The organism is Paenarthrobacter sp. TAF1 (assembly GCF_052113825.1).
Lineage (GTDB): Bacteria > Actinomycetota > Actinomycetes > Actinomycetales > Micrococcaceae > Arthrobacter > Arthrobacter nicotinovorans.
Genome location: NZ_JBFRDO010000009.1, coordinates 42048 through 60916 on the forward strand (window position 1 = coordinate 42048; position 18869 = coordinate 60916).

Genomic DNA, 18869 nt, shown 5'->3' on the forward strand with positions numbered 1-18869 from the left:
GCCATTTATCTTGAACTTAAGTAAGCCTAACCTAAGCTCGAAAGCGGCCTGACATCATGACGCCTGCCCTGACGCAACAATCCGCCCCGGCAGGCGGCACCGGAACCTACCGCGACACCTGGGGAATCCCGCACCTGTGGGCTGACTCCGCGGACGAACTCGCCTTCCTCCAAGGCCGGAACGCCGCGACGGACCGGTCCTGGCAGATCGAACTGGAGCGCTGGCGTTCAGAAGGCCGAGTCGCCGAAGTGCTGGGGCCCGACGCCGTGGTCTGGGACCGGTTCGCCCGGCAGGCCCGGCTCGATGACACCGCGCGCCGCTGCTTCGACAAACTCCCCCACGAAACGCAACGCTGGTGCGGACAGTACGTTGCCGGCATCAACCAGGCCCTCGCCGACGGCCTTCGTGGCGGTCCCGAGTTCGACGAAGCCCGCTGCGCCCCTGAGCCTTGGCTTCCGTGGACACCGCTGGGAGTCTTCCTGGTGCACCACATCCTCTTCTCCACCTTTCCCAACAAGCTGTTCCGCGCCCACGTCGCGCGGACTCTCGGGGAAGATGCAGTGGACCTGTTCAGCATCGAAGCTCCAGTCTGGTCCGGCAGCAACGCCTGGGCCGCCCACGGTTCCACGACTGCGAGCGGCCTGCCCTTGATCGCCGGAGACCCGCACCGCCTTATGGAACTGCCCGGCGTGTACCAGCAGGTGCGGCTGGCCTGCCCCGAATTCGACGTCGCAGGCTTCGCGTTCCCCGGAGTGCCAGGGCTGCCGCACTTCGCCCACACAGGCCATGCCGCCTGGGCCGTCACGAATGCGATGGCCGACTACCAGGACCTCTTTCTGGAAGAACTCCGCCGGATCACCGACAGCAATGGCGAACGCATCGAGGCGCACGGAGCGGAAGGTTGGGAACCCGCCGTCGTCAGTACCGAGACCATCAGCGTCCGCGGTGGCGACGCGGTGACCGTTGAGGTGATCGAGACTGCCCGCGGCCCCGTCATTTCGGAAATGCCCGACGGCGGTGCGCTGAGCCTGCGTTTTCCCGCGCGGGTTGAGGGGCGGCTGGGTTTTGAGGCCCTCCTGCCGCTGTTGAGGAGCCGGAGCGTCGCTGACGTTGAAGCTGCATTCGATGCATGGGTGGAGCCCGTCAACAGTGTGGTGGCGGCGGATTCATCCGGGGCCGTGAGGCATTTCGTCGCCGGACTGGTTCCGCAGCGCAACCCGGCGAACCGTCGGCTGCCCACACCGGCCTTGTCACCACGCCATGCCTGGGAAGGACCTTATGTTGCGCTGCCCCGCACCGAGGTCCGGCAGTTTGCCGTCAGCGCGAACGATCGGGCAGCCGGTGGTGGGGACGCCGTGGCCATGGAGTTCGCCCCCTCATACCGGGCGCTGCGCATCCAACAATTGCTGGAGTCCGCGCCGGCAGGGACGCTGTCCGGCGACACCATGCAGGGAATCCATACCGACACGTTGCTCGGTCCGTGGCCGTTCTTCCGGAAGATCCTGGCTGCACTGGAGACAACCGGGCTGTCCGACGAGGCTAGGAAACTACGATCACAGCTGTTGGCGTGGGATGGCCGGATGGACGCCGGCAGCCATCCCGCGGCCGTTTTCGCTGCCTGGCGCAGTGCATTGGTCCAGCGCCTCGGACGGCATGCCGCTCTTGCTCCCCTGAACACCCCGAGCGGCTATTCCCCCTTGTTTGGCCCGTGGTTGTCCGTGGCATCGCGCATCGGCTTCGCACTGGAGACCCTGCTGGCCCGCGGCTCCGAACTTGGCATCGCCGTCTCCGTGGAGGCAGCGGCGGCGTTGGAAGCCACGGCATTGGAAGAAGCATTGCTGGACGGCGGGTCCTGGGGTGACCGGCACACGCTGCTGGCAATCCATGTGCTCCCCGAAACCCTTGCCGCTGCGGCGCCCACAGCCGCCCTCAGTGGAGACACCGGCTGCGTGCTGAGCACCGAAAGCCTCCCTGGAGTGGACGACCGAAGCTTCCGCGGACCTGTGGCCCGTTACGTCTGGGACCTGGACTGCCGGGAGAACAGCCGGTGGATTGTGCCTTTCGGCGCCGCCGGATCGCCCGGCCACAGCCACTTCGCGGACCAGCTCCCGCTCTGGAGCGAAGGCCGGATGGTCCCTGTAACCACGGACTGGTCCGCCCTGGCCAAAGACCCGAACTGACACCAGACACCCGCCTACCGAAGGAACACATGAGCACCGCCACCCAGGACTTCTCTGTCCGCACCACCGCCTACTCCGAGAACCTCGAAGGCTGGGGTGAATTGCGCCTTGTCCCGCTGGTCCCCAGCGAAGACATCGGGCTCATCTTCGAATGGGTCAAGCAACCCCGCGCCAGGTTCTGGGGCATGACGGAGAAGTCCCAAGAGGAAGTGCTGGAAATCTACGGATTCCTTGACTCACTGGACACGCACCACGCTTTCCTGGCCCTCCTCGACGGCGAGCCCCTGGCCCTGTTCCAGACATACGAACCACTGCACGATCCCGTGGGCGAGGCCTACCCCGCCCGCGAGGCGGACATCGGGATGCATCTGCTGCTGGCACCGGCAACGCGCCCCATTCCGCACTTCACCCCCAGGCTCGGCACCTCCCTTATCAGGTACATGTTCTCGCTCCCGGGCAAGGACCGGATCATCGTGGAGCCAGACTCACGCAACGCCAAAGCCCTGCGCCGGCTTGAAGCGACGTGCTTCGAACTCGGCCCGATCATCCAGCTCGAGGAGAAGGAGGCCCAGCTCGGCTTCCTCACCCGCGCAGATTTCGACGAAATCCAGGAGCTACCGGCCCGCTAACGCCACACGAAGCTCCACGTTCCGGCGCCCAAAGCCGTGAGGACGGCGCCTCCGGCTATGGCCACGCCGCCAAGTACCACCCAGACGTCCATCAGCGAGTACGTGGACTCACGCGCCCACGTCCGTTGTCCCCCGCCGAAACCGCGGGCTTCCATGGTCACGGCCAACCGCGAAGCCCGCCGGACGGCCTGGACCAGCAGCCCGAAGCTCTGTCCGAGCGTCGCTTTGAGGCGCTGGATCGGGCTTCCCTGCGAGCCGACACCGCGGGCGCGCCGGGCCATGCCGATGGTCTGCCACTCCTCCGCCATGAGGCCCACCAGCCGCATGGCGGCAAGGGAACCGAGGACAAATCGGTGCGGCAGCTTTGCCTTCTGGGCCAGTGCGTCCGCCAGGTCCGTCGGGTCGGTGCAGGACATCAGCAGGATCGCGGGGAGGGCGATCGCCAAACCGCGCAGCATGAAGCCGAGCCCCAGCTCAAGGGAACCTTCGCTGATGGACCAGAGTCCGACGTCGAGCAGTACTGCGCCGCTGTCAGCGGCGACAATCGCGGTACTCCAGCCCCCTATCGCCGCCGCGATGATCAGCGGCCAGGCGCGCTGCCAGAGAAGGCGGAGGGTGAGGCCGGCCAAGGGGAAGAGGGCCAGTTCCGCGAGGAGAGCCGTGGACGCGGAAACCCAGTCGATGGACAGGGCCAGCACCAGGGAGATAAGGAAGACGGCCACGAACTTCGCCAACGGGTTTGCCCGGGTCAGGAGTGCGTGGTTGCCGCGCAGGTTCAGGGCGTCCCTCATACCGCACCCGCTTCCTGGGGGGCCGTCTCACCTTGGGACACCGGCCCGAGCCGCAGTTCCGTCCCGCCCAGTACGGCACTGAATTCCTGGTCGTGGGTCACGGAAACCACGGCGGTACCGGCGTCCAGCAACTCCGAGAGGAACGAGGCCAGTTCGGCCCAGGTATTGGCGTCCTGTCCGAAGGTGGGCTCATCGAGGACGAGTACCTTCGGGTGCGCCGCCAACACCGTAGCCACTGAAAGCCTGCGTTTCTCACCGCCGGACAGGGTGTAGGGATTGGCATCCACCAGATGGGAGAGCCTCAGCCGCTCCACCAATTCGTCCACGCGTTCCCCGCCGTGGCCCAGGTGCCTGGGACCGAACATGAGCTCATCCAGGACCTTGCCCGTGACGAACTGGTGCTCCGGTTCCTGGAAGACCGTGCCGATCCTGGAGATGAGCTGATCGGCCTTCCATTTGTACGGGTCGATGCCCGCCCCCTCCGAAAGGTCGACGCCGGCGCTCACCATGCCGTCCACCGGCGCCAGAAGGCCGGCCAACGTCAGCGCAAAAGTGGACTTCCCGGCACCATTGGGCCCGGTAATGGTCAACGCCTGGCCAGCACGGACCTGGGCGGTGATGTCCCTCTGCACCGGAACCGGAGGGATGGTTCGGAAGCGCTTCCGCCTGGGCTTTTCCCGGGACACGGCCAGGTCCTGTGCTGCGAGGAGGAGTTCGTTTGTCCCGGACGTCCGGGCACGCGCCCTTGTGGCGGGAACGTAGCCGGGAACCCACACGCCCGCCGTCATCAGCATGGAGCGCGCCTGGGTGAGGACCTGCTCCGGCGGACCATCCAGGAGGACTCCCGGGGTGCCTGATTGCGGGCCTGCGGTACCGGGTTGCAGGACCACGATCCTGTCCACCAGGTCCTTCCACACGGACACCCTGTGCTCCACCACCACCAGCGTGGCGCCGGTCTTGTCCAGGCAGCGGGCCACGGCGTCGCGGACCTCGAGGACCCCTGCAGGATCGAGGTTGGCCGTGGGTTCGTCCAACAGGATCAAGCCTGGCCGCATCGCCAAAATGCCGGCCAGCGCGAGGCGCTGCTTCTGTCCCCCGGAAAGTGCCGCCGTCGGGTGGTCCAATGCCAAACCGCCGCCTGATGCGGTACGCAAGCCGACGTCGTCGAGCGCTTCATGCACCCGGGACCAGATCTCCTCGCGCGGCACGGCAAGGTTCTCGGCGCCGAAGGCGACGTCGTCGCCCACCCGGGAGAGAACCACCTGCGTTTCGGGATCCTGCTGCATCAGCCCGGCGCGGCCACGCTGCTCGCGGGGGGTAACGCCGTCGATCAGCAGCGAACCGGTCTCGTCAGAGTCGTCTTCCTCGTCCCCCAGCACCCCGGCGAGGGCGTGCAGGAGCGTGGACTTGCCGGCCCCCGAAGGGCCCAGCAACAGGACGCGTTCCCCCGGTTCAATGCGGAGGTCAAGGCCCTGGATGGCAGGCTGGGCCCGGCCGGCATGCCGCCATCCCCACCCCTCGGCGGAGATGGCGGCAGGCCGGACCGTGCCGCTGTGTGTGGCAGGCATCAGTTGAAGACTGGCTCCGAAGCGGCCTTCCGCGACGCGAAGGAACTCAGGACACCCGTCGTGGCCAGACCGCGGGTGGCGATCCAGGACAGTCCGCCGGCGATCACTGCACCGGAGATGGTGGTGAAGGTGATGTATGTCAGCTTGTCGATGGCCTCGTAGGCGATATTCCAGCCCCAGGGCAGGAACGAATCGTTCAGGCCACAGAAGAGGCCCGCGCCTGCGCCCGCGAGGAGTGCCGTGGGCAGGTTGAACTTCTTGTAGCGGAACGCGGCGAAGATGAGCTCGGCGCCAAGGCCTTGGAGGATGCCGGAGATGAGCACCGTGGTGCCGTACTGCGAACCCATGATGAGCTCACCCGTGGCTGCGACGGCCTCGCAGAAAAGAGCTGCGCCGGGCTTTCGGATAATGAGCATGCCCAGGACTGCGGGGATCATCCAGCCACCGGCGATCAGGCCGGTAAGGGGCGGGTACGCCGCATTCATGGGGATGGATACCAGTGCCGCGCCCTGGGACCAGGCCCAGAAGATCACGCCGCCGGCGATGGCGATGAGGGCCGCCACCACGATGTCTACAACACGCCAGCTATAACTGGTCTTCTTCACGTTTACCGTGGTCATTTTTCTGCCTCCTGAGGTTACAGGAGGGGAAAGTGCTCCCCGGAATCCGCCTGGCTTGCGCCGTCCGGCTCCGGACACTCTGAGAAGCTCGACTCCCTTGCGCCGGTACTAACCGGATCAGGTTCGAGGGTCTGCGGCTGTCCGCACTCTCAGCGCCCTCGCGTCTCCTGCATCGCTGCAAGGTCCGACGGCGGCGCTCCCCTGTCGTTATCAAATCTGCCCTGATGGGCGGGTTCAGTTTACACCTCCGCGTACGGCCGGCTCTGGGCCGCGGTCACAATCCTGTTGCGAGGCCCACTCTGCACCCTATCCCCGCGCCTAAACACGCACACCAGGCCCCACAACAAACGAGGGTGCGTTGCGAGGCCCACTCTGCGCCCTATCCCCACGCCTAAACACGCACAGCAGGCCCCACAACGCACCTGCAAGAATGGCCTGATGACGGATCTTCCAGGCTCCCACGCACCCGTGGCCGAGCCACGCCTCGCTGCCAGCGTGATTCTGCTCCGCGACGCCCCCTCGGGGCTAGAGGCATTTGTCCAGCACAGAGTCAGCACCATGGACTTCGCGGCAGGAATGGTGGTCTTTCCGGGCGGCCGGGTGGACGCTGTGGATCAGTCCGGCTGGGACTACCCCGGGGAACTGCTGCGCAGCCATGCGTTGTCCTGGGCGCAGAGTTCGATTTCCGCGGACACAGCGTTGGCGGAGAGGAACGCGGGAATGGTGCTCACGGCAGCAATCCGCGAAGTCCAGGAAGAAGCCGGGCTGGCCATCGAGCCCGGAGAGCTGCGACCCTGGGCCAACTGGATCACGCCCATAGACATGCCCAAGCGCTTCGACACCTACTTCTATGTGGCCAAGCCGGCACCGGAAGCGCAGCCCCGGCATCAAACCACGGAGGCTTGGCAGTCGCTGTGGATGCCGGTGTCCGGAGTCCTGGAAGCGGAAGCCGCAGGGCAGTTGAAGCTGATGCCACCCACCTACTATCTGCTGAAGGAAATCGCTGTCCTCGATTCCGTAGAGGCAGTGTGGTCCGCCGAGCACCCGGTCGTCCCGGTTCTGGCTCCGGTCGGGTCCTTGGCAGCGTTTCTCAAGGAGCGGGAAAACCGCGGGTAGCCGTGCCGTGCAGCTAGGCTGGTGGCATGAACCTCTTTTTCAAGCTGCTGGGCGCCGGGGTAAGCCTCGGTGCAGGCTTTGTCGGTACCAAACTCGTCAACAAAGGCTGGGAAAAGGCCACGGGCAACAAGCCGCCCACAGGCAACGATGACATGGAGACGAGCCTCCGCTCGGCTCTGACCTTCGCGCTGATTTCCGCTTTCGTGAGCACGCTGATCCAGGTCCTTGCCAGCCGCGGCACCCAGCGGGCGATTGCCCGCTTCGCGAAGTCGTAGGACATCGTCTAAGCATCACCCAACAAGCAACGCGGGGTCACTTATGGCCCATCCCCATGGGGGTAATGGGCCATAAGTGACCCCGCGTTGCTTTAAGGTTCGGAGGGCTCCTGGCCGGCGGCGGCCCTTTGGACCACGGCTTCGAGTTCGTCCTTGGTGAGCTTCTCGCGGTGCCCGTGTTTGGTCCGGTACGCGGAGCGCCCCACCATGTGGGCGGACACCGGCGCGGTGAGAAGTTGGAAAATCCACGCCACCAGCAGGACGGGCCACACCCACCAAGTACGCATCTGCAGGCCGATCGCTGCGAGCATCAGGAACAAGCCCAACACCTGCGGCTTGGTGGCTGCGTGCATGCGGCTCATGAGGTCCGGGAACCTCAGCAAGCCGATCGCGGCACCCAGGGACATCAGCGCGCCCACTATGAGGAACACTGCGGTCACCATGTCGATGACCAAGTCCACTCCGGTGGCGTCAGGACTCATTGCTTTGCTCCCTTCGCTCGGCCACGAACCGGGCAACCGTCACGGAGCCGATGAAACCGATCACCGCGAGGGCCACCAGCAGCATCAGGTTGTTGAGGTGTTGGTTCACGGCCATGTCGATGGCGAGGGCAGCACCAAGGATGGCCAGCAGGACATCGGAAGCAAGGACGCGGTCAAGCAAAGATGGGCCAATCGCGATGCGCACGATCGCACCTGCAGCGGCGAGGCTGAGGATCACCGCCGTGGCCACCAGAACAAATTCCTTCACAGCGTTGCCCCTTCCATGCCGGGCCGGGCTTCTGCCTTCAGGGCCTCGACTTCTTCCCGCGTTCCCATGATGCGGATCAGCCCTGCCTCAATGTTCTGCGTCTCCCGGCGGATCTTGTCGATGTCCGCTTCTTCGTAGATGTTCAGCGCGTGCAAATAGAGCGTGGAGGTGGAGCGGTCCACCTCCACCACCAGCGAGCCGGGGATCAGCGAGATGACATGCCCTGTAGCCGTCACCATGAGGTCCGAGTGGCTTCGCAACGGAACAGCGACGACGGCGCTGCGCACCTTGGGTCCCTTGACCACCGCCAGGTACAGCACCAGGAAGCTCGCTGCCACCACTTTCGCGACGAACATCAGGGCGAACGGAACAGCACGCAGGACATTGAACCTGCCGCTGAGCTCCACAGGCGGGAGGTAGAAGAACTTGGCCACCAGCACGGCAATCAGCGCGCCAAAAAGCAGGTTGCCCGGGCTGAAGTCACGCCACAGCGCACCCCATACGATGACCAGCCAGATGAGCAGCGGCAGTTCCGTGCGGAACGAGATCGGCTTGCGGCTCATTTCGTACCGCCATTCTGCGCCAGCGGGGGCACCTCGACAGAGTCACCCAGTACCGAGTGGATGTAGGCCGAGCGGTCCAGCATGATCTCCGCGGAACCGTCCGCAACCTGGAAGAGCGGACCGGCGAACACTGTCAGCGCCACCCCGAACACCACCAGCGCCGCAGTGGAACCTACCATGGTCCGCGGCAGTACTCCGACGTTGCCGGGGGTCATCAACACGGGATCCGGGTACTCGGCATCCTCTGGTTTGCGCCAGAACGCCCTGTTCCACACACGGGCTATTGCCAGCAACGTCAGCAGGCTGGTGACCACGCCGCCCACTACCAGCACGATCGCCAGTGGGGTTCCGAGCTCCACGCCGGCCTGCAGAAGACCCAGCTTCCCAAGGAAGCCTGAGAACGGAGGAATGCCCGCCAGGTTCATGGCCGGTACGAAGAACAGCAACGCCAGCAACGGCGACAGCTTGGCCAGGCCGCCCAAGCGGTCAATGGAGGAGCTGCCTCCCCGGCGTTCTATGAGTCCCGTGACCAGGAATAAGCTGGTCTGCACGGTGATGTGGTGGGCAACGTAGAACACTGCCGCACCCAGGCCCGCTACGGAGCTCATGGCCAGCCCGAACACCATGTACCCGATGTGGCTGACCAGCGTGAAGGACAGCAGACGTTTGATGTCGCTCTGGGCAAGGGCACCCAGAATACCGACAACCATGGTTAGTAGCGCCACCACCATCAGGGGAACGTTGAGGGTATCCCCGGGGAACAAAAGGGTCTCCGTCCGCACCATGGCGTAGACGCCCACTTTGGTCAGCAACCCGGCGAACACCGCAGTGACGGGGGCCGGTGCCGTGGGATAGGAGTCAGGAAGCCAGAAGGACAGGGGGAACACGGCGGCCTTGATCCCAAAGGCGACCAGGAGCATCACATGCAGCAGGTTCTGCGTGCCTTGGTCCAGCTCTGCCAGCTTGATGGCCAGATCCGCCATGGTGATGGTGCCGGTGGCCCCGTAAATCATGGCGATGGCGATAAGGAACAGGACAGATGACACTACGGAGACCACCACATACGTGACGCCGGCACGGATACGCGGACCCGTCCCGCCGAGGGTCATGAGCACGTAGCTTGCTGTCAGCAGGATCTCGAAGCCGACGTAGAGGTTGAAAAGGTCCCCGGTGAGGAAGGCGTTGGAGACTCCCGCCACCAGGATCAGGTACGTGGGGTGGAAGATCGACACGGGAGCTTCGTGGTCGCCGTCGGCCATGCCCTGGCCGGTGGCGTAGACCAGAACCGCCAGGCTCACCACTGTGGACACCACCAGCATGAGCGAGGAGAACTGGTCCACCACCAGGACCACACCCCATGGCGGCAGCCAACCGCCCAGGGTGACGGAGGTTGTGCCCCCGGACCAGACGGAGAAGAGCAGGAGGCATTCCAGCAGCAACGTGGTGCTGAGGATGCCGATGCTGACCAACCGTTGGGCGCTCTGGTGCCGGATCAGGAGGAACGCCAGCGCGGCGCCCAGGATGGGGAGGAGGACAGCCAGCGGCGACAGGTTTGCGAGGTTCACGCGCTGCCTCCTTCCTGCGTTGATGAAGTGTTGGGGGTTTCTGTGGCTTCCGGGTGGTTCCTGTCCGAGGTGCTGGACGGGGTGACCGCGAACTCCGAGGTTTCCAAGGGCACGATTGCGTCGTCCTCGGCGTCGAAGCTGGGGGTCTTTGCCACGCGGACGTCTTCGAGGTCGTCCTGGATTTCGTCCTGGCGGGCCAGGACCCAGGTGCGGTAGATGATGCCGAGCATGAATGCCGTGACCGCGAACGAAATGACAATCGAGGTCAGGATCAGTGCCTGCGGAAGCGGATCACTGTAGGAATCCGGATTGGTTTCCTTGGTGAAGAAGGGCGCCAGGCCGGCATACCCTCCGGTGCTCAGGATCAGGATGTTGGTGGCGTTGGCCAAGAGCATCAGCCCGAGCAGCACGCGGGTGAGGCTGCGTTCCAGGATCAGGTAGATTCCGCAGGCGTACAGGACGCCCATGACGATCAGCAGGGTCAGGTTGATGCTCATGCCGTACCTTTCCCGGACGCGACGGATTGGGCAGCTTCCTGGGCCAGTCCGGCTTCCTGCGACACCCCGGCCTGCTCGGCTGCCTCTTCCTCGGTGAGGGGCGCGCCCTTGCCTTCAAAATGTTCGTCGATCTCGGCACCAAGGCTGCGGAGGACGTCCAACGCCAATCCCACCACCACGATGTACACGCCGATATCGAAAATGGTGGACGTGACGAACTTGACGTCTCCGAAGACGGGCAGCCAGAACTCGATGATCGCGCTCTGGAAGACCTGTCCGCCCAGGAACAACGGGACAAAACCGGACGCTGCCGCCGTCGCAAGTCCCGTTCCCAAAAGTGTTCCGGCGCTGACTGTCGCAGCTTCGCTCAACTCGAACCGTCCGCCGGCCAGGTAGCGGATGGTCAGTGCGAGCCCGGCGGTCAGGCCGCCGGCGAACCCGCCGCCCGGCAGGTTGTGTCCTGCGAGGAGGAGGTAGATCGAGAAGACAATCATCGAGTGGAAGATGAGCCTGGTGACGACTTCGAAAATGATCGAACGCCGCTCGGGGGCCAGGGTACGGCCCGCCACGAGCCAGGCGTCGCGGGTAACATCCGTGAACTTCTTGGCGACGGCGAGCGTGGCGCCGGCCCGGGAATCACGTTCGACGCCGGTACGGCGCCCCACGCTGCCTTCCGGTACGGCCTCGGAGGTCTTGATGCGGTCACCGCGGCTCCGGACAAAGATCAAGCTCGCCACACCCGTGGCGGCGATCGCCAAGACCGAGATTTCGCCGAAGGTATCCCAGGCGCGGATGTCCACGAGGGTCACGTTGACCACGTTCAGCCCGCCGCCGCCTTCGTAGGCCAGGCGCGGGAAGTCCAGGGAAACCGGAGTAGCAACGCGGGCCCCCATCGCGTAGATGGCAACGAAGATCATGGTGATGCCGAAAGCCGCACCGATGATCACGCGGATCACCCTGAGCCGGCCGCCTGTCCTGTCACGCAATTCCGCAGGAAGGCTCCGCATCGCGAGCACGAAGGCCACCAGCACGATGGTCTCCACCAGCATCTGCGTCAAAGCCAGATCGGGGGCACCCTGAAGGGCAAACATGAGGGCGATGCCGTAACCGGTGACCGACACCATGAGCACGGCGAGGAAGCGCTTGTTGGCCCGAACTGCGGCCAGCGCCCCCACTACGATTCCGGCTCCTGCCACCAGCTGCAGGGGTGAGTTGGGGTCGATGAAGTAGATGCCGTCAGGCAGCGGTTTGTTGGCCATGAGCATGGCAGTCAAGGGAACCGCGAAGGCGACAGTCAGGATTACCGCCAGGTAGAAGTACAGCGAACCACGTTGCGTGCGGCCCGTGACCCAGACGGCCACATCGTCCAAGGCACCAATGGTGTTTTGGTACGCGCGATCGCCATCCACCCAGTCGGGCACCAGGCCCTGGGCGCGGGCAACGAGGTTCCGTCCGTAGAACATGGCCGCACCCAGCACGAAAGTGACCGCGGTCAGGCCCAAAGCAGGCGTCAACCCGTGCCACAAAGCCAGGTGTCCGGCGTCGACGGCGTCCGGTCCGCCGGCGAACAGCGCGGCGTAAGGCTGGACCCAGGTGTCCACCGGCGCGGGCCACAGCCCGTACACGATGGTGAGCAGGCTCAGGATGGCGGGGGCGGCGAGGAAGGCGGGCTTGATCGGTTTGAACGGGGTGGGCTCCACGCCGGGCTTGACGGCGAAGGCTCCCCACATGAACCGGGCGCTGTAGGCGAAGGTGAGGATCGAGCCGATGACAAGGCCCACCAGGATCCAGATCCCCCAGGCAGGGGCGTCGTGGCCGGTTCCGTAGTGAACGAACGCTTCGAAGACCGACTCTTTCGCGACGAAACCTGCCAGCGGAGGAACACCGGCCATGGATGCGGCGGCAATCGCTGCAACCACGCCCAGGGCGCGGGACGAGCGGAAGACGCCGGAGAGCTTGCGGATGTCGCGCGTTCCGGATTGGTGGTCGATGATGCCCACCACCAGGAACAACGCAGCTTTGAACAGGCCGTGGGCCAGCAGCAGCCCCAAACCGGCCAGCGCGGCGTCGGGCCGGCCCAGCCCCACCACCATGGTCAGGAAACCGAGCTGGCTGACGGTGCCGTAAGCAAGGATGAGTTTGATGTCGGTCTGCCGCAGCGCGCGGTAGCCGCCAACAAGCATGGTAGCCAAACCAAGTCCCAGCACCACCGGCAGCCAGAATTCCGAGGCAGCAAAACCCGGAGCGAGCCTCGCGACGATGTAGATACCGGCCTTCACCATGGCCGCCGCATGCAGGTAGGCGCTGACCGGCGTCGGAGCCGCCATCGCGCCGGGGAGCCAGAAGTGGAACGGGACCAGTGCGGATTTGGTGATGGCACCCACCAGGATCAGTACGACGGCGGTGGTCACGGCGCCCTGCATGGGTCCGCTTATGAGCGTCCCGGCTTGGTCCAGAATGGCGGAAATGCGGTAGGTGCCTGCGGCCTGGCCCACGATGATCAGGCCTACGAGCATCGCCAGGCCACCAGCGGTGGTGACCATCAGCGCTTGAAGGGCTGACCGGCGGGCTGCCAAACGGGTGCGGGCGTAGCCGATGAGCAGGTAGGACAGGATGGTGGTGAGTTCCCAGAAGATGAACAGCATCAGCAGGTCATCGGAGGTCACAAGGCCAAACATGGCTCCGGCAAAGGCCAGGAGCTGGGCACCAAAACCGCCCAGTCCAGGATCCTTGTTCTTGAAATACCGGGCACAGTAAACCAGCACCAGCGAACCGACACCCAGAATCAGCAGGGACATGACCCACGCCAAGGGATCCATGCGGAAGGCGAGTTCAAGCTGCAGACTCGGAATCCACGGCAGGATTTCCTCTATGCCGCCACCGGAATATACGGGGCCGTACTGGAGGACCAACCAGACGAAAGCGGCTGCGGGGACGGCGGCCAGCACGTAGAACGCATTTCGTCCAAGTGAGCGGAAGATCAAGGGCGCCACAGTTGCCGCTGCAAAGGTGATGGCGAGAACTGTGATCACTGTTTTCTCCGCAAAGTCAGGAACGAATTGTCAAAAGTTGGAGCAGGCGGTCATACGTTGGGTTCGGTTTACCTAGTTTATCAAGGGGCCAGGACAGTTTTTGGCCACTTTTCCGCTCCGCCCGCTGTTCACCCGGGGTTGTTCACAACGCGGTCTGTCATCCGCGCGCAGCGTTCCCTGCACCTATAGCATTCACACTATGAACGCGGCCGCAGTTCCCGAAGCCTCCCACCCGACATCCGAGCTCGCCACGGGTCCCGTCGCCTCAAAAAAGGGGCAAATCCTGGCGTGGGCTTCCTGGGACTGGGGTTCGGCTGCCTTTAACGCGGTCATGACGACGTTTGTTTTCACGGTTTACCTCACGTCCAATGCGTTCGGCGGAGAAGACGCCGCATCTGCCGCTTTGGGTGCCGCGCTGGCCATTGCCGGCCTGGCCATCGCGTTACTGGCACCGGTCACCGGGCAGCGTTCCGACGCCGGGGGCAGGCGGAAACTCTGGCTTGGAGTCAACACTGCCGCGACGGCGCTGCTCACGGGACTGTGCTTCTTCGTCTTCCCCCGGCCGGAATTCCTGCTCCTGGGTGTCTGCCTGATCGCCATGGGCAATGTGTTCTTCGAGTTTGCCGGCGTGAACTACAACGCCATGTTGGCCCAGATCTCAACACCCCGGAACATTGGCAAGGTCAGCGGCTTCGGCTGGGGCATGGGTTACCTCGGCGGAATCGTGGCGCTTCTGCTGGTCCTGCAGCTCTTTGTCCAGCCTTCCTTCGACTGGTTCGGAGCCTCCACCCAGGACTCGCTCAACATACGGTTGGTCGCCGTTTTCTCAGCCCTGTGGTTCTTTATCTTCGCCCTGCCCGTGATGTTTGCCGTCCCTGAGGTATCCGTGAAGAAGGACACCTCATCCTTGGGCTTCTTCGCCTCCTACAGATTGCTGATCCGGCGTATCGGGGCCATCTACAAGACCAGTCCGCACACCATCTACTTCCTTCTGTCCAGCGCCATCTTCCGCGACGGACTGGCCGCCGTGTTCACCTTTGGCGGCGTGATCGCGGCGGGCACCTTCGGTTTCGAGCTCAAAGAAGTCATCTTCTTCGCCATCTTCGGCAACGTCGTGGCTGCTGTTGGTGCTGTGATCGGCGGTTTCCTGGACGACAGGATCGGCCCCAAGGCTGTCATCATCCTGTCCCTGATAGGGCTGCTGACCGCGGGAACCTTCATCCTGGTCCTCGGCAACGAAGACTATGTCTTCTTCGGCAACCCATGGCCCGGTTCTGCAACGTTCTGGGTCTTCGGGCTTCTGCTCTGCCTTTTCGTAGGTCCCGCCCAGTCCTCTTCCAGGGCCTACCTTGCCAGGCTTGCCCCGGCTGGAGAATCGGGCGAATTGTTCGGCCTGTACGCCACAACGGGAAGGGCCGTCAGTTTCCTTGCCCCCACGCTGTTCACACTCTGCATCACCATCGCCTCACCGCTCGTTGCCGCCGGGCAAGCCCAACGCTGGGGCATCCTGGGGATCATGGTTGTGCTCCTGGCGGGACTCCTTGTCATTCTGCCCGTGAAGCCACCGGCCAAAGTGGAAATAGCAGTCGTACCAGAGCGTTAACTACATAGGGCCGGTTGGGCGTCAACAACGTACCGGACCGGTTCAACAGAGTTTAGGGTGGAGCTATGAACGTGGATGAGACCGAACTTCCGGGCCTTGGCATCCGGAAGGACTTCGTGACGGCCTCCGGCCGCCGTATTGGCGTGGTGGAACTGCGCGAGGGCGAAACCGAGCTTTTCGTCTCGACGTGGGATGACCCGGATACGTGCCAGGCCTCCATCCCGTTGACGGCGGATGAAGCCTCGACTTTGGGGAACCTCCTGGGCGGACAGCACATCGCCATGCGCCTGGCCGAGGCGCACCGCGAGGTCCCCGGTATCGTCACACGACAGTTTTCCATCACGGCTGATTCTCCATTCGTGAACCAGGCCATGGGCAAGGCCCAAATCCGCACACGCAGTGGCGTCTCCATCGTGGCGATCATGCGCGAAGGTGAGGTCGTCCCCTCGCCGGCGCCCGACGTCGTACTTCACACCGGTGATCTGCTCGTAGCGGTCGGCACCCAGGAAGGACTTGACTCGGCAGCCGACATCCTCCGCAACGGCTGACGGGTATGGATCCGCTCGCACTAGCCCTCATTGAACTGGGGGCCGTCGTGTTCTGCCTCGGCCTCCTGGCTCGGTTAGCGGGCAAAATCGGCATGTCCCCCATTCCCCTCTATCTCGTGGGTGGCCTGGCCTTCGGTGCCGGGGGCTTGGTCAAGCTGGATGGCATGCACGAGTTCGCGCATCTCTCAGGCGAGATGGGCGTCATCCTCCTGCTGCTTATGCTCGGGTTGGAATATACCGCTTCAGAGCTGGTCACGGGCCTTCGCCGGTCCTGGCAAGCGGGCGTCATGGACTTCGTGCTCAACTTCCTTCCGGGCGCAGGCCTTGCCGTCCTGCTGGGCTGGGGTCTTGTAGGGGCCATCGTCATGGGCGGTGTCACCTATATTTCGTCTTCCGGCATCGCCGCGAAGGTCATTACCGACCTGGGCCGAATCGGTAACCGCGAAACGCCTGTGGTGCTTTCCATCCTGGTTTTCGAAGACCTCGCGATGGCCATCTACCTGCCCATTCTCACCGCCATCCTTGCCGGCGTCGGGTTCCTGGGCGGACTGCAGACGGTGGGGATTGCACTGGCAGTGGTCACGGTAGTGCTGGTGATCGCCCTCAAGCACGGGCATCGGGTCTCGCAGGCTATTCACAGCGAAAACTCCGAGGTCTTCCTGCTCAATGTCCTGGGACTCGCCCTGTTGGTGGCCGGAATCGCATCGGCCCTTCAGGTATCCGCAGCCGTGGGAGCGTTCATGTTGGGCATCGCCATATCCGGCGCTACCGCCCACAATGCCACCCGCATCCTTGAACCATTGCGCGACCTTTTCGCTGCGATCTTCTTTGTGGCGTTCGGCCTCAACACCGACCCCACCTCAATTCCCCCTGTGCTGGGCTGGGCCCTCCTCCTGGCGGTGCTGACTGCCGCCACCAAGATGCTCACGGGGATCTGGGCTGCCAAAAGGGCCGGTATCGCGATGCCCGGCCGGTTCCGTGCGGGCGCTGCGCTTATTGCCCGTGGTGAGTTCTCCATCGTCATCGCCGGCTTGGCTGTCGCCTCCGGGGCGGTTCCTGGAGAACTCGCCGCACTGGCCACGGCCTACGTCCTCATCATGGCCATCGTAGGTCCGCTGGCCGCCCGCTTCGTGGAACCCGTCGTCAAGGCCATCCGCAGAACCCCGAAAGCTCCACCCCGGACCACGGACCGCGCACCGGCGTAACGTCGCCACCCCTCGCCTCCACCGAGGGGCGACATCCCACCCCAAACCCCTCACCGAGGGGCGACATCCCACCCCAAAACCCTCTGGGAAAGCCTCGAGAGCTACCTCCTCGATGCCCACCCACCCTTTATGAGAGCCTCCCGAATAAGACGGGCAACTCCGTCATAGCCGTGCTCTTGGACATGACTGGCAGTAATGACGACAGAGATCCATCCGTTTGCAGCGAGTGCCGCCTCCCTCCGTAAGTCGGATTCCTGTTGGGCGGCGCTGAGGTGATGCACGCCGTCGTAATTCACCGCAACCTTGTATTCCGGAAAGGCGAGATCCGGCCACGCAACCTCGCGGCCCCACGCATCCAAAACCACGTAACTCAACGTCGGTTCCGGCAGGAAATTGCGGCCGATCGCCAGGCGGAGACGCGTCTCCGGGGCTGAATCTGCGCCAACGCGCGCGAGTTCCAGCGCGGCCCGGGCCTTCCGGATGCCTCGTGCGCCCGCATGTCTGCCTACTTGATTCCTCAGATCCTGTATTGAGCAGAATGGAAGCCGATTGTGTCCAAAGCTTCTGGTCTGGCTGCAGATGAAATGGTCGGCCGCTGCCACCAGGTCTTCGAACGGCAACACGGCGGCGAGATCCAGCCATGTCCGGGAAGGACTCGTCAGCGGAATGCCGTCCATGAATGCGACGTCGAATTCGCCCAGCACCATCCGATGGCCACGAACACCCTTTCGCTGCGGCCTGAAGGCGCCGTCCGTGCGGGTCAGATGAATCAGGAAATCCTGCTGCCGATCCCACGGCAGCGGGCACCCCCACAGCATCGCGGCCGTTTCATGGCAGCAAATCGCGCCATCGCTCACTGCTGTGAGGAGCCTCGCGGTGTGTGCGGGGTCTTGCTCCTCGCCCCAGGGAACACGGATGCCCCTGCTGGCGACCTGGAGATCGCTGTTCCAGGCACGATGATCCGGAAGGCCGGCCGCACGTTGCTCGGCCAGGGTGAACGAGCGACCTTGGAGATGGGGCGGAAGCGGCGGAGACAACCTCATCAGCCATTGTTTGCACGCCTTGGGATGCCTTGGTCGTCCTTTGGGCGGTTACCCACAGTGTGGAGGAATAGTGCCGCACTCAGCGCGCGCCGAGGAGCAAGATCTCAACCGAAAACGCCCCTCACAAAGAGCCCAAAGCTCACCCCTCAGCGCAAAAGGAGCCACCCAAAGAGCCCAAAGCTCACCCCTCAGCGCAAAAGGAGCCACCCAAAGAGCCCAAAGCTCACCCCTCAGCGCAAAAGGGGGCTAGATGGACGTCCGGTGGAAGTTCTGGTGGCTGCGGCTGGCGGTCGGGCCGCGCTGTCCTTGGTAGCGGTTGCCGTATTCGCCGGAGCCGTAAGGGTGCTCAGCCGAGGAAGTGAGGCGGAAGAAGCACAGCTGGCCAATCTTCATGCCCGGCCAGAGCTTGATGGGGAGCGTGGCCACGTTGGAGAGCTCCAGCGTCACGTGTCCGGAGAATCCCGGATCGATGAACCCTGCCGTCGAGTGCGTCAGCAAGCCGAGGCGCCCCAGGGAGGACTTGCCTTCCAGGCGTGCGGCAATGTCATCGGCCAGGCTGACGGTCTCGTAGGTCGAACCCAGCACGAATTCTCCAGGGTGCAGGATGAAGGGTTCGTCACCTTCCACCTCCACGAGCCTGGTCAGCTCGGGCTGCTCCTCGGCGGGATCGATGTGCGCGTATTTGTGGTTGTCGAAGAGCCGGAAGAACCGGTCGATACGCACGTCCACGGAAGACGGCTGCACCATCGCGGGATCGTACGGCTCAAGAACAATCCGTTGGGAGTCTATTTCGGCACGTATGTCGCGGTCAGAGATCAGCACGTCATCAAAAATACCCCAAATACCGAACGCATTGTCCGGACAGCCTCATGGGACTATAGTTC

Annotated in this window: 18 protein-coding genes and 1 riboswitch; of the genes, 7 read left to right on the plus strand and 11 right to left on the minus strand. The window is 64.1% G+C overall.

Going from position 1 to position 18869, the window contains the following annotated elements:
• Positions 1-56 precede the first annotated feature (56 nt).
• Both AB4Y81_RS13260 and AB4Y81_RS13265 read left to right on the plus strand, forming a co-directional pair.
• Positions 57-2180 carry a penicillin acylase family protein gene (locus AB4Y81_RS13260; protein ID WP_441996064.1) on the plus strand — a complete coding sequence of 708 codons (2124 nt, stop codon included), beginning with the start codon at positions 57-59 and terminating at the stop codon, positions 2178-2180.
• Positions 2181-2209: 29 nt separating this feature from the next.
• Positions 2210-2809 (plus strand): GNAT family N-acetyltransferase, encoded by a 600-nt coding sequence (locus tag AB4Y81_RS13265; protein WP_441996065.1) that lies wholly within the window; start codon positions 2210-2212, stop codon positions 2807-2809.
• Here the strand turns inward: AB4Y81_RS13265 and AB4Y81_RS13270 are convergent.
• The 3 genes from AB4Y81_RS13270 to AB4Y81_RS13280 are packed head-to-tail and all read right to left on the minus strand — an operon-like array spanning position 2806 to position 5788.
• On the minus strand, positions 2806-3600 hold the full coding sequence (locus tag AB4Y81_RS13270) for an energy-coupling factor transporter transmembrane component T family protein (protein ID WP_018778189.1): 795 nt from the start codon (positions 3598-3600) through the stop codon (positions 2806-2808). The genes AB4Y81_RS13265 and AB4Y81_RS13270 overlap by 4 nt on opposite strands.
• On the minus strand, positions 3597-5168 hold the full coding sequence (locus tag AB4Y81_RS13275) for an ABC transporter ATP-binding protein (protein WP_441996066.1): 1572 nt from the start codon (positions 5166-5168) through the stop codon (positions 3597-3599). Before AB4Y81_RS13275 ends, AB4Y81_RS13270 begins: the two co-directional genes overlap by 4 nt.
• Positions 5168-5788, minus strand: coding sequence for an ECF transporter S component (locus AB4Y81_RS13280; protein ID WP_018778187.1), 621 nt, complete (start codon positions 5786-5788; stop codon positions 5168-5170). The genes AB4Y81_RS13275 and AB4Y81_RS13280 overlap by 1 nt, the downstream gene beginning before the upstream one ends.
• Before the next feature lie 76 nt (positions 5789-5864).
• Positions 5865-6001: riboswitch (TPP riboswitch) on the minus strand.
• Between the two features lie 225 nt (positions 6002-6226).
• On the opposite strand from AB4Y81_RS13280, the gene AB4Y81_RS13285 reads away from it, so the two are divergent.
• Both AB4Y81_RS13285 and AB4Y81_RS13290 read left to right on the plus strand, forming a co-directional pair.
• Positions 6227-6904, plus strand: a complete 678-nt coding sequence (locus AB4Y81_RS13285) for an NUDIX hydrolase (RefSeq protein ID WP_441996067.1) — start codon at positions 6227-6229, stop codon at positions 6902-6904.
• Positions 6905-6930: 26 nt separating this feature from the next.
• Entirely contained in the window at positions 6931-7179 is a 249-nt protein-coding gene (locus AB4Y81_RS13290) for a DUF4235 domain-containing protein (protein WP_441996068.1), read from the plus strand.
• Between the two features lie 92 nt (positions 7180-7271).
• On the opposite strand, the gene mnhG is transcribed toward AB4Y81_RS13290, so the two are convergent.
• From mnhG to AB4Y81_RS13320, 6 genes are read right to left on the minus strand one after another with little or no spacing between them, the layout of a single operon-like run.
• Positions 7272-7661 carry a monovalent cation/H(+) antiporter subunit G gene (gene mnhG / locus AB4Y81_RS13295; protein ID WP_018778184.1) on the minus strand — a complete coding sequence of 130 codons (390 nt, stop codon included), beginning with the start codon at positions 7659-7661 and terminating at the stop codon, positions 7272-7274.
• Entirely contained in the window at positions 7651-7929 is a 279-nt protein-coding gene (locus AB4Y81_RS13300; protein WP_018778183.1) for a monovalent cation/H+ antiporter complex subunit F, read from the minus strand. Before AB4Y81_RS13300 ends, mnhG begins: the two co-directional genes overlap by 11 nt.
• Positions 7926-8492, minus strand: a complete 567-nt coding sequence (locus AB4Y81_RS13305) for a Na+/H+ antiporter subunit E (protein WP_018778182.1) — start codon at positions 8490-8492, stop codon at positions 7926-7928. The genes AB4Y81_RS13300 and AB4Y81_RS13305 overlap by 4 nt, the downstream gene beginning before the upstream one ends.
• Positions 8489-10057 (minus strand): Na+/H+ antiporter subunit D, encoded by a 1569-nt coding sequence (locus AB4Y81_RS13310; RefSeq protein ID WP_039243098.1) that lies wholly within the window; start codon positions 10055-10057, stop codon positions 8489-8491. Before AB4Y81_RS13310 ends, AB4Y81_RS13305 begins: the two co-directional genes overlap by 4 nt.
• The gene (locus AB4Y81_RS13315) at positions 10054-10554 is read right to left on the minus strand and encodes a Na(+)/H(+) antiporter subunit C (RefSeq protein ID WP_018778180.1); all 501 of its coding nucleotides are present in this window, start codon (positions 10552-10554) and stop codon (positions 10054-10056) included. The genes AB4Y81_RS13310 and AB4Y81_RS13315 overlap by 4 nt, the downstream gene beginning before the upstream one ends.
• The gene (locus AB4Y81_RS13320) at positions 10551-13586 is read right to left on the minus strand and encodes a Na+/H+ antiporter subunit A (RefSeq protein ID WP_441996069.1); all 3036 of its coding nucleotides are present in this window, start codon (positions 13584-13586) and stop codon (positions 10551-10553) included. Before AB4Y81_RS13320 ends, AB4Y81_RS13315 begins: the two co-directional genes overlap by 4 nt.
• A gap of 199 nt (positions 13587-13785) precedes the next feature.
• Here AB4Y81_RS13320 and AB4Y81_RS13325 point away from each other — a divergent pair, with 199 nt between their 5' ends.
• The 3 genes from AB4Y81_RS13325 (at position 13786) to AB4Y81_RS13335 (ending at position 16942) form a co-directional block, all read left to right on the plus strand.
• A complete protein-coding gene (locus AB4Y81_RS13325; RefSeq protein ID WP_441996070.1) occupies positions 13786-15189 on the plus strand; it encodes an MFS transporter in 1404 nt (467 codons plus the stop codon).
• Between the two features lie 65 nt (positions 15190-15254).
• Positions 15255-15737: a cation:proton antiporter regulatory subunit gene (locus AB4Y81_RS13330; RefSeq protein WP_018778177.1), complete on the plus strand. Its 483-nt coding sequence runs from the start codon at positions 15255-15257 to the stop codon at positions 15735-15737.
• 5 nt (positions 15738-15742) lie between these two features.
• Positions 15743-16942 (plus strand): cation:proton antiporter, encoded by a 1200-nt coding sequence (locus AB4Y81_RS13335; protein ID WP_039243100.1) that lies wholly within the window; start codon positions 15743-15745, stop codon positions 16940-16942.
• A 101-nt stretch (positions 16943-17043) separates the two neighbouring features.
• Here AB4Y81_RS13335 and AB4Y81_RS13340 read toward each other — a convergent pair whose 3' ends face one another.
• Both AB4Y81_RS13340 and dcd read right to left on the minus strand, forming a co-directional pair.
• Complete coding sequence (locus AB4Y81_RS13340; protein ID WP_318257123.1) at positions 17044-17799, minus strand: hypothetical protein; 756 nt, start codon at positions 17797-17799, stop codon at positions 17044-17046.
• 432 nt (positions 17800-18231) lie between these two features.
• Entirely contained in the window at positions 18232-18807 is a 576-nt protein-coding gene (dcd, locus tag AB4Y81_RS13345; RefSeq protein WP_011776299.1) for a dCTP deaminase, read from the minus strand.
• Between the last annotated feature and the right edge of the window lie 62 nt (positions 18808-18869).